Raw genomic sequence first — 10,485 nt, forward strand, 5'->3', positions numbered from 1 at the left:
TGAGATACGTCCCTGCATATTCTGGTTTCTCCTGCCACCCTACAAAAAATATTTTCCTCTATTTCCGACCCCTTTTTGCGGTGACGTGTACTAAGGAAAAGTTATGTCAAAGAAGATTCTCATTATCGTATCGAACGCGTGCGTTATTGGTCCGAACAACCGAAGGACGGGAAATTTTCTGCCAGAGGTTGCACATCCTTATGCTGAATTTGACAGAGCAAAATACCAAATTGATTTCGCAAGTCTCACCGGAGATACGCCGTTTCTGGATGCGCTCAATCTTGCTGACGACCCTGACAACCTAGCCTTCTTAGTAGGAAAAGGGTGGGCCTCAATGCAGAAAGCGAAGAAGCTCTCAGACGTGGAGGTTAGCCAGTACGATGCCATCTTTATGCCTGGCGGTTTGGCACCAATGGTCGATATGCCTGAACATCCACTTCTCAAAAAGGTTGTGAAAGAGACATACGAGCGAGGCGCTGTTGTTGGGGCCGTTTGCCACGGTCCAGCCTCGTTACTGAACGTCAAGTTGAGCAACGACACTCTCCTGCTCGCCGAGAAGAATATCAGTTCATTTACGAACGAGGAGGAAGAAAACTACGCAAAAGCTGATGTGCCTTTCGAGTTGGAAACGGCGCTCACCAAACAAGGCGCACTCTTCCACAAGACGGCACCCTGGCAGGCATTCAGCATCGCCGATGGAAATCTCGTCACCGGACAGAATCCTGCTTCTGCCAAAGGTGTCGCAGAGAAGATGATCGCGCTATTGGAGTCTGCTTGAGGCAGCATCCTTAAGACGGTGCTGGGTCGCTGCATAACAGACAGCTTATGGTTGAAAATGCTGTCACTTGAAGGAAAAGATGCCCGGAATTAAAGGATAAAGTGGCCGCCCTTAAAACCTGGATTACTTATTTTTGCGTTGCCCTATTTTCACCATACTTTACAAGCACTTGGGAACGATATGGGAATTCCCATATCGTCTCTAATAATTGAAATTGAAGGGTATGGCAAGGAACAAGGTACTTGGGTTCATCCAGAAATCGCCATTGATTTAGCCCGATGGGTATCTGTTTCATTTCGCATTTGGGCAAACAGAACCTTAATGACGGTAATGCTTGCAAGTGAAATAGAGGTAGTACAAGAGCAAACACCTCAAAATTTAGCCCCATCCCATGAAGCCGCATAGTTAGCCCTGCTGCTAGGTGAATTCGCATTCCTTAGAAAAATCTCTCACCGCGCAGTTAGCCATTAACGCCGCCACAAAAGTCAACCCGGCACTGAAGCCAGCAGCTGATGAATTAAAAAGTGCGATCGCAATTACTAATGTCAGCGATGATGCATACCTTAAGCCTACAGATATTGGTGAGGTAGTTGGAATGAGTGCAGTTTCCGTGAACAACTGGCTAGTTCATGCTGGTTTGCAATACAGAACACTGGACAGGAAAATCCCGTATCGCCCAACCGAATCAGGTAAACAATGGGGGCGGATGGTTGCAGCGATCGCTGCCAAAACTTTTGATATGCGATCGCTGTCTATATAGATGTATATTAGGCGGTATCTATTCTTACACTCCCGATGCTGAGAGTCGAATAGCGAGGAAATTGCCATGCTGAGTGATGATGAATTTAACCAATGGTGCTGCTGTCTAAAGTTATCAGAGAAAGCACAACAGGAAATCCAACACGTCCGCTCATCTGCTCCCTCCCGTCGTATCAGAGGCGCTCATAACAATGTTACAGGACGTTACCCTAGTCGAAAGATGGGATTGAGCATTCAATTTGAGTTTCATAAAGTAGAACTCCCTTTTATCTACCAACTCGAACATGATGAAGATGTTCTAGAGTATTACGACCAACCTCCGTCTTTTAAACTCAGTTATACACGCCTGCAAAGATTACATAGCCCTATACCAGGATTTACATTATCGCTATGGGTTACTCTCCAGCAGTCAACACCGCATTTTGGTGGGATGCTCCGGTTGAGCGACGCGCACGGCAAGAGTTGGAGTTAAGCCTTATTCTAAAATGGCGAAGTCCATTTAATAAGGAGAACTGGGAACGGTGGGGCCAGCCTTTTGGGTAGGGTGGCTTACTTATGAGGGACTATTTTGCGTCTTTGCTCTCGGTGCAAACGCCCACTGTCGTCGAGCGCATGAATTACTGATAGAGAGAATCGTACTCCTTTTTCACTCTCCCACCTCCCTGAATAATTTGAGTTAATTCATTGCGGCTATGATTTGCTTCTGACCAAAAAGTATTGGTTTTCCCGAAAAAAACCATCAATTCCTCTCGATAGCGTTATACAACATCAAGTTAATGGGAATACTAATGTCAGTAAGGAAAACAAAATTCTGTCATAAGGTATGTAGAGATGGCGACTGTGAACTATATCCCCATCATTCCAGGATATCAAATTAACTCTCAACTGTACGCTGGCTCCAGAACCAACGTGTATCGAGCTATTCGCCAATCAGATCAATTTCCAGTCGTTATTAAACTTCTGACCTTAGAGTACCCCAGCTTTAACGAATTACTACAATTTCGCCATCAGTATACAATCAGTAAAAATCTTAACATTGCTGGAATTATTCATCCCTTATCGTTAGAAACCTATGGCAATAGCTATATTTTGGTGATGGCAGATATCGGAGAAATTTCTTTAAGAGAATACATTAAAAACTCAAGTTTATCCTTAATAGAAGTTTTAAACATTGCTATTCAACTAGTCCGTATTATCCACGAGTTACACGAAAATCGCATTATTCATAAAGATATTAAACCAGCAAACATTCTGATTCATCCCCATACAAGACAAATTCAACTCATTGACTTTAGTATTGCTTCATTACTACCTAAAGAAACCCAAGAAATTAAAAATCCAAATGTTTTAGAAGGAACTCTCGCCTATATTTCCCCAGAACAAACAGGCAGAATGAACCGTGGTATCGACTACCGCAGCGATTATTATTCTCTGGGTGTAACATTTTATGAAATATTAACTGGAAAGTTACCATTTAATTGTGATGATCCGATGGAATTGGTACATTGTCATCTGGCGAAAATGCCATCGCAGCTAGAAGCCAGAAGCAAAGAAATACCAAAGGTTTTATGGAATATTGTCATGAAGTTAATGGCAAAAAACGCCGAAGATAGATATCAAAGTGCCTTGGGATTAAAGCATGATTTAGAACTTTGTTTAGCGCAAATCCAAGATACAGGAAAAATTAGAGATTTTGAAATCGGTCAGTCGGATGTCTGCGCTCGCTTCCTCATCCCGGAAAAGTTATATGGCAGAAAAGCAGAAGTAGCTAGCTTATTACAAGCATTTGAGCGTGTGGCTCACGGCACATCAGAAATCGTGCTAGTAGCGGGATTTTCCGGGATTGGGAAAACTGCTGTCGTGAATGAAGTCCACAAACCAATTACCCGTCAGCAGGGTTATTTTATCAAAGGTAAGTTTGACCAATTCAATCGTAATATTCCCTTATCCGCCTTTGTGCAAGCTTTACGGGACTTAATGGCGCAATTGTTGTCAGAATCAGATGCACAATTGGTACACTGGCGCCATCAAATTCTTCAAGTTCTTGGAGAGAATGGGCAAGTTTTGATTGAAGTAATTCCAGAATTAGAACAGGTAATTGGTAAACAAATGCTTGCACCAGAACTATCGGGAACGGCGGTACAAAATCGGTTTAATTTACTCTTTCAAAAGTTTATTGGTGTCTTCACCACAAGGGAACATCCACTAATAATGTTTCTGGATGATTTACAGTGGGCAGATTTGGCTTCGCTACAGTTAATTAAGCTGCTAATGGAAAATCAAAAACATCTTCTTTTGTTAGGCGCTTATCGAGATAATGAAGTGTCAGCCGTACATCCATTTATGTTGAAGGTGGAAGAACTCAAGAAGGCTGGCAAGACTGTTAATACTATTACTCTTGCCCCCCTTGACTTGAATAATACTAATCAGTTAGTGGCTGATACTTTACATTGTACGACACAGATATCGCGCCCTCTAACAGAATTAATCAATCGCAAAACTAAAGGCAATCCCTTTTTTACCACGCAGTTTCTCAAGGCTTTATACGAAGATAAACAAATTAAATTTAATCACGAGCAAGGTTACTGGGAATGTGATTTTGCTCAAGTCAATGCACTATGTGTGACTGATGATGTGGTGGAATTTATGGCTACTCAGTTACAAAAATTGCCCCAGCAAACGCAAAATATCCTGAAGTTAGCTGCTTGTATTGGTAACTCTTTTGATTTAACTACTTTGGCAATTGTTTCACAACAGTCGTCACAGGTGGTGGCAGATGCTTTGTGGAAAGCTTTGCAAGAAGGATTGATTTTACCGCAAAATCAAGTTTATAAATTTTATCTCAGCCATCAGCAAGAAGTTAATACTAACAATATCGAAAATGTTGCTTATCGCTTTCTGCACGATCGCGTCCAACAAGCTGCTTATTATTTAATTCCCGAAGACCAAAAACAAGCTACTCATTTGGCGATCGGTCAATTATTGCACGTTAACACGCCTGCAACTCAACTAGACAATATCTTTGAAATTGTCAATCACTTAAATATAGGCATTGATTTGATAACTCAGCTTGACAAAAAACTAGAGTTGGCACAACTGAATTTGCTAGCGGCGTGTAAAGCCAAAGCAGCGATCGCTTATAATGCTGCTGTCAAATATTGTACCCAAGGTATTGACTTACTGCCCTTTGATGGCTGGGCAGAACATTACAGATTAACACTGAATCTGCATCATGAGCGTTTAGAAGCTGCCTGCCTCAATACAGACTTTGACAAGCTGGCAGGATGGGGTGACATTGTGTTGCAATCTGTTAGTTATTTGCTTGATACTATTAAAGTCTATGAAACCCGAATGACGGCATTTCGGTCTCAAGGTCAATTTGCTAAAGTAATTGAGACTGGATTGCAAGTGTTGAAATTACTCGGTGTGGAATTTCCCGAACAGCCAATGATGGCAGATATTAGCGCAGCAGTCCAACAGACAAGGCAACTATGGATGGGGCGTGCACCCTTAAGTTTGCTGGATTTACCTGCGATGAGCGATCCGCATCAACTTGCAGCCATGCAAATAATGACTACACTGGTTTCCTCTGCGTACATTGCTAAACCGACACTATTACCACTACTCACATCCAAGCAAGTGGAGATGGCTATCCAGTTTGGCAATTCATCTATTGCCATTTTTTCCTATGCAGACTATGGAGTAACTCTTTGTGGTTTTATCGGAGACATTGATGCTGGGTATGAGTTTGGACAACTTTCATTAAAGTTACTAGAACAATACCAGATTAACGCTTTTAAAAGCAGAGCTTACTTTATTGTCAACAGCTTTATTCGGCACTGGAAAGAACCATTAAATCACAGTATACCATCTTTGTTAGAGGCTTATCAGAGCGGCTTAGAAACCGGAGATTGGGTATGCATGGCGTTGAACTTAGTGTCATATAGTCAGTGTAGCTATTGGAGTGGTCGAGAATTAAATGATTTGGCACAGGAAATGGAGACTTATCGGCAAGTCATCAGCCAAGGCAAACAAGAAGCAACGTTAAAATATCAAGAGTGCTACCAGCAAGCGATTCTCAATTTATTAGGACAAGCGGAAGTTCCCTATTGTTTAGATGGCAAAGTCTTCAATGCCGCCCAAATCTTACCCAGCTTCCAAGCTGCCAGCAATCGCACCGGGTTATTCTATCTTCATTTCAATCAAGCTGTTCTCTGTTATTTGTTCGGAGAATACGAAGCAGCCTCACAACAAGCAACCTTAGCAGAACAGTATAGTAATGCTGTAACTGGCTATTTCGTCGTAGTTGTCCGAGTTTTTTATGATGCTTTAATTCATCTAGCACGCTACACCGATGTTAATGCCCAAGAACAATCAGCCATTTTAGAGCGAATCAATGCCCATCAGGAAAAACTACAAATTTGGGCTACTCATGCCCCATTCAATCATCAACATCGTTGGCAACTTGTAGCAGCAGAACGCTATCGAGTGCTTGGTCAATTTACTGAGGCGATGGAACATTACGATTTAGCTATTGCCCAAGCCAAAACACATGGTTATGTGCAAGATGAAGCACTCAGCAATGAACTGGCCGCTAAATTTTATCTAAGTTGGGGCAAACAGAAGGTGGCAGCAGGCTATATGCAGGAGGCATACTACTGTTACGCTCGTTGGGGCGCAAAAGCCAAAACCGAGGATTTGGAAAACCGCTATCCCGATTTAGTACGCGTTATTCTCCAGCAGAGAGTACAATCACTGCATATGCTGGAAACCATATCGAGCAGCGTTAGTCGCCCGCTCTCGGTTCATAATTCCACTCTTTTGGGTCGTTCTTCTAGCACTGACATTAGTAGCTTTGATTTTGCTGCTATCCTCAAAGCCTCCCAAGCCATTTCCGGCACAATTCAACTGGACGAACTACTGCACAGATTAACACAGATTATTCTGCAACATTCTGGGGGCGAGCGTTGTGCCTTAATCCTACCTAATACTCAAGGAAAATGGTTGGTAAGAGCCATTGCTACACCCGAAACTACAGAACTTTGTGCCGAACCCTTAGAGGGCAACCCTAACTTACCAGTTAAGTTGATACAGTACGTCAAAAACACCGAAGAAATTGTGATGATTGACGAACTCAAAACCAATTTACCTGTAATTGATGAATATTTAAGTCAACGACAACCAAAAAGTTTGTTGTGCTTGCCAATTCTCAACCAAGGACGCTTAATTGGAATTTTGTATTTAAAGAATCGTTCTACTAGTAGTGTGTTTACAAGCGATCGCATCCTCATTCTCAACTTTCTTTGTACCCAAGCGGCCATTTCTCTAGAAAATGCGCGTCTTTATGAAGATGCACAAATTTATACTCAACAGTTGGAACAATCTCTAGAAAAATTACGGCTCAGTGAAGCCCGCTTTCAGAAACTAGCAGATAATGTTCCTGGCATGATTTATCAGATCCGAATTAAAGCCGATGGTTCAGCTTCTGTACCCTACGTCAGTTCTGGATGTCAAACTCTTTACGAAGTCCCAGCAGAAGATTTCCTGTCAGGGAAATCTAGCCTGCGTGATTTTGAACATCCCGACGATGGAGCAGAGGCTTTTCGGGCAGTTGTTGAGTCAGCACAAAATCTTAGCCCATTTCAGCATGAGTGGCGCATTGTTACACCCAATGGGAATATCAAGTGGGTAAAAGCTGCTTCTCAGCCAGAACGCGGCGAGGATGGTGAAATGGTATGGGATGGAATTTTAATTGATATTAGCGATCGCAAACTTGGTGAAGCTGCTGTTAAGCAAAAATCTCAAGAACTGGAAAATGCTCTGCAAGAACTGCAACAAGCTCAACTGCAAATGATACAACATGAAAAAATGTCTGCACTTGGTAACTTAGTTGCTGGAGTAGCTCACGAAATGAACAATCCCCTCGGCTTTATTTCGACTAGCCTCCAACAAGCTAAACCTATCTTGGCTGATATCACTGAACACCTAAAATTATATCAAAAAGCTCTACCAAATCCGAAAGTAGAAATTCTCGACCATGCTGAAGAAATTGACTTAGACTATAGCTTAGAAGACATACCAAACATGGTTGACGCAATGCTTATCGCTTCTGAGCGATTAAAAAATATCAGCACCAGCTTAAGAACTTTTTCCCGGGGCGATAAAGATTATAAAGTGCCATTTAACATCAATGAAGGCATTGATAGTACAATTTTAATTCTCAAACATCGCCTGAAAGCGAATGAGCAACGTCCAGAAATTATAGTTGTAACTGAATACGATAATTTACAGCAGATCGAGTGTTTCCCTGGACAATTAAATCAGGTATTTATGAATATTTTAGCTAATGCTATTGATGCTTTAGATGAGTCAAGTAGAGGTCGGAGCTTTGAGCATTTTAAGCTAAATCCACATAAAATTAGAGTGAGAGCTATCATTGAAAATCATACCTTAAAAATATCAATTGCTGATAACGGCACAGGAATAAACGAAGATGTAAAAGCACGCATATTTGACCATTTATTTACTACAAAAGAAGTGGGAAAAGGCACAGGACTAGGACTAGCGATCGCACAACAAATTGTGGAAGAAATACATGGGGGTAGAATTGAAGTGAATTCTGTTTTAGGAAAAGGAACAGAATTTATAATTTATATTCCCATTACTGAGAAGCTATTTATAAAAGAAATTTAAAAGAGATCCTTTAGATAAAAAAAGCAGCAATAAGATACTGTTTGTGCAGTATACTTACACCAAAAGTGTTTAATTGCAGTAACGTTACTCGCCAAGAAGCAGTCAAGAGCGATCGCAACTTAGGCAGGAATAATTAAAGCAATTAATGAACGCTTATCAAGTGATTGAACTTTACCTACAGACTTCAGATCACTTACAACCCGGTCTAGTAGTTCTCCAGCTTGGTCATGATATTGATGTTCTCGACCTCGTAAACGAACAGCAAACTTCACCGAATCACCTTTACTCAACCACCCAACTGCTTGTTCAATGCGTAACTTATAATCAGCCACACCTATATTCAAACCAAACCGAACTTCTTTTACTACTGGTCTAGCACTTTGTGACTGACGCTTTTTCTTTTGATACTGTAAGCTTGCCATAATTCAGAATCTTTACAACTGGAGCCTCTTTTCCTTCAGACACTAATACTAGGTCTAACTCTAGGCTTTCGGCTAGCTGTAATGCTTCATTGGTATCGGTCAAACCACGATTATTATTCTCATGGTCAATCAAGAAAACTTGGGGTGACTTGATTTGCGAGTTTATTAGTTGTTTTGGAATTGCGATAACGTTTGACTCCCATGTATTACAAATCTATAGAGTGTTAGCCATGCCGACTATTAATATAACAGCCTTGTTGTATAAATTTATCGTAACCTAATCCTTTGCTCCTCTTTTTTACAGAACCTGCATAATATGGGCGCTTCTATTAGGAATTTTCTGTATGCTTTGGCATTGATTCATCCTATTGTCACCTTTTAAGAGGAACTTGTGTGAAGCTGTAAGAGAATGAAGAATTAAACTTTCTTCTACTAATCAGTTCTAACTTACATAATGTAAATATGCCTTCAATTTCCTACAACCGCACCGATAGCCAGCAACCACAAAGCATTACCATTCAAGGTTATGTTGTCCGTCCCGGATTACATATTCTCACTTACGAGCAACTCAAGTTGCTACGGGAGCAAACACAGCATCATTCTCAGCTTGAACATTTAGTCAGCCAAGGTGTGATTAAGTTGACTGGTTAATAGTCGCCAGCACAAAAATCCTAACTTGCTACATCTAATTTCACAGTTGCTGGCTGTTGTTCTTCCTTTACAGCACCCAGTTCCTCAATAAAAGCGTCAATTGCCTTGGCTGCTGACTGCTTACCTGTTTTCAATTTAGAAAGGATATTTTCGCGTATTGCTGAATAATCTGGTAAGACTTGCTGCTCAACGGAAACAGCCTCTTGTGTTTGTAGGGCAACTCCACCATTACGCTCATCTATTAAACCGTTAATCTGAGCGATCGCTTGGGCTAATTCCTGCCTAATCACCTGTTTTATCTCTTCCCCATCAGGTGTAGACGCAGCTAAAGCATTTACTTCTTGCTTAACTATTTCCTTAATCTCATCACCATTAGATAACGCCAGTCCAGCTTTTGTCTGACCCAGGATTCCCTGGAGCAATCTTGTCGCTGTATGATTCAATGACTCATTTTCGGAAATCTGCATTGCCGATAAAGCTTTGACTTCTGTATCAGTTAGCCCAATTGAAATTGTTACCTTAGCCATACTTTTAAAGCCTGTAAATATTAATCTTGTACATCGCTAGTTCTGGGTTATACCGTTTGCATACAGTTTCTTTGACAGTAGTTTTATTGCGTACCACGAATGCTGTATAAAAAACTTATCAATGACCCAATTATTAAACTTTGCCCTGTGAGCAACTTTTACCCTCGATTCTTTAATCTAACTTCAAGTCAATCAAGTTGCTACTCATTCAATTCTAACGCACACTTAGCTGATATCCATCTTAAAAATGATTGTTTGATTCATTGGAAAATCTCGACTCAAATCTGCAAAAGTTAGGTAGTCGGCTGTACCTATTTGAAGGCAATTCTACAGAAATTTTGCAAGGTTTAACAAAGGAGTTAATCGAGCAGGGATATAGCCCCAAACTTTTCTTTAACCGTGATGTACGGCTAATTTGGGATTATGAATTTCTAAGATTTCAACCTGATAACGTATCTGGTTTAATAAGCTGTGATTTAAATGGTCTTGCTTAGGTAAATTCATATATCAACTCTCTTTCCCGAAATCTGTTCCTCTAAAATGACAGTTATCTTCAGACATGGCTCCCTTTGCTTTAATCCTCCCAACGTTGGTTTGGCAGCAATTAGCAACACTTGCTGAAAAACTGACATCTGAAGCAAATACTGCTGAATTG

General features: G+C 41.0%; 8 protein-coding genes and 1 pseudogene. 7 read left to right on the forward strand and 2 right to left on the reverse strand.

What is annotated here, in order from left to right:
• Nucleotides 1–103 precede the first annotated feature (103 nt).
• The 5 genes from V7L05_RS17830 (at nucleotide 104) to V7L05_RS17850 (ending at nucleotide 8,230) form a co-directional block, all read left to right on the forward strand.
• Nucleotides 104–778, forward strand: a complete 675-nt coding sequence (locus tag V7L05_RS17830; RefSeq protein WP_335165925.1) for a type 1 glutamine amidotransferase domain-containing protein — start codon at nucleotides 104–106, stop codon at nucleotides 776–778.
• Between the two features lie 180 nt (nucleotides 779–958).
• Nucleotides 959–1,183, forward strand: coding sequence for a KilA-N domain-containing protein (locus tag V7L05_RS17835; protein WP_335165926.1), 225 nt, complete (start codon nucleotides 959–961; stop codon nucleotides 1,181–1,183).
• A 16-nt stretch (nucleotides 1,184–1,199) separates the two neighbouring features.
• The gene (locus V7L05_RS17840) at nucleotides 1,200–1,538 is read left to right on the forward strand and encodes a hypothetical protein (RefSeq protein WP_335165928.1); all 339 of its coding nucleotides are present in this window, start codon (nucleotides 1,200–1,202) and stop codon (nucleotides 1,536–1,538) included.
• A gap of 66 nt (nucleotides 1,539–1,604) precedes the next feature.
• Nucleotides 1,605–2,009 (forward strand): hypothetical protein, encoded by a 405-nt coding sequence (locus V7L05_RS17845; RefSeq protein ID WP_335165929.1) that lies wholly within the window; start codon nucleotides 1,605–1,607, stop codon nucleotides 2,007–2,009.
• Nucleotides 2,010–2,368: 359 nt separating this feature from the next.
• Entirely contained in the window at nucleotides 2,369–8,230 is a 5,862-nt protein-coding gene (locus tag V7L05_RS17850) for a trifunctional serine/threonine-protein kinase/ATP-binding protein/sensor histidine kinase (RefSeq protein WP_335165931.1), read from the forward strand.
• Between the two features lie 119 nt (nucleotides 8,231–8,349).
• Here V7L05_RS17850 and infC read toward each other — a convergent pair.
• Nucleotides 8,350–8,785 (reverse strand): annotated as a pseudogene (gene infC, locus V7L05_RS17855) (translation initiation factor IF-3).
• Nucleotides 8,786–9,114: 329 nt separating this feature from the next.
• Between infC and V7L05_RS17865 the strand changes: the two are divergent.
• Nucleotides 9,115–9,303 carry a hypothetical protein gene (locus V7L05_RS17865; RefSeq protein WP_012413105.1) on the forward strand — a complete coding sequence of 63 codons (189 nt, stop codon included), beginning with the start codon at nucleotides 9,115–9,117 and terminating at the stop codon, nucleotides 9,301–9,303.
• A gap of 20 nt (nucleotides 9,304–9,323) precedes the next feature.
• Here V7L05_RS17865 and V7L05_RS17870 read toward each other — a convergent pair whose 3' ends face one another.
• Entirely contained in the window at nucleotides 9,324–9,830 is a 507-nt protein-coding gene (locus V7L05_RS17870) for a hypothetical protein (RefSeq protein WP_335165937.1), read from the reverse strand.
• Between the two features lie 251 nt (nucleotides 9,831–10,081).
• Here V7L05_RS17870 and V7L05_RS17875 point away from each other — a divergent pair, with 251 nt between their 5' ends.
• Nucleotides 10,082–10,324, forward strand: a complete 243-nt coding sequence (locus V7L05_RS17875; protein WP_335165939.1) for a hypothetical protein — start codon at nucleotides 10,082–10,084, stop codon at nucleotides 10,322–10,324.
• The last annotated feature ends 161 nt before the right edge of the window (nucleotides 10,325–10,485 follow it).

The organism is Nostoc sp. (assembly GCF_036917755.1).
GTDB lineage: Bacteria > Cyanobacteriota > Cyanobacteriia > Cyanobacteriales > Nostocaceae > Nostoc.

Coding starts and splice junctions, on each gene's coding strand:
- V7L05_RS17830 (WP_335165925.1), top strand. CDS start 104: ATGTCAAAGAAGATTCTCATTATCGTATCGAACGCGTGCGTTATTGGT.
- V7L05_RS17835 (WP_335165926.1), top strand. CDS start 959: ATGGGAATTCCCATATCGTCTCTAATAATTGAAATTGAAGGGTATGGC.
- V7L05_RS17845 (WP_335165929.1), top strand. CDS start 1,605: ATGCTGAGTGATGATGAATTTAACCAATGGTGCTGCTGTCTAAAGTTA.
- V7L05_RS17850 (WP_335165931.1), top strand. CDS start 2,369: ATGGCGACTGTGAACTATATCCCCATCATTCCAGGATATCAAATTAAC.
- V7L05_RS17865 (WP_012413105.1), top strand. CDS start 9,115: ATGCCTTCAATTTCCTACAACCGCACCGATAGCCAGCAACCACAAAGC.
- V7L05_RS17870 (WP_335165937.1), bottom strand. CDS start 9,830: ATGGCTAAGGTAACAATTTCAATTGGGCTAACTGATACAGAAGTCAAA.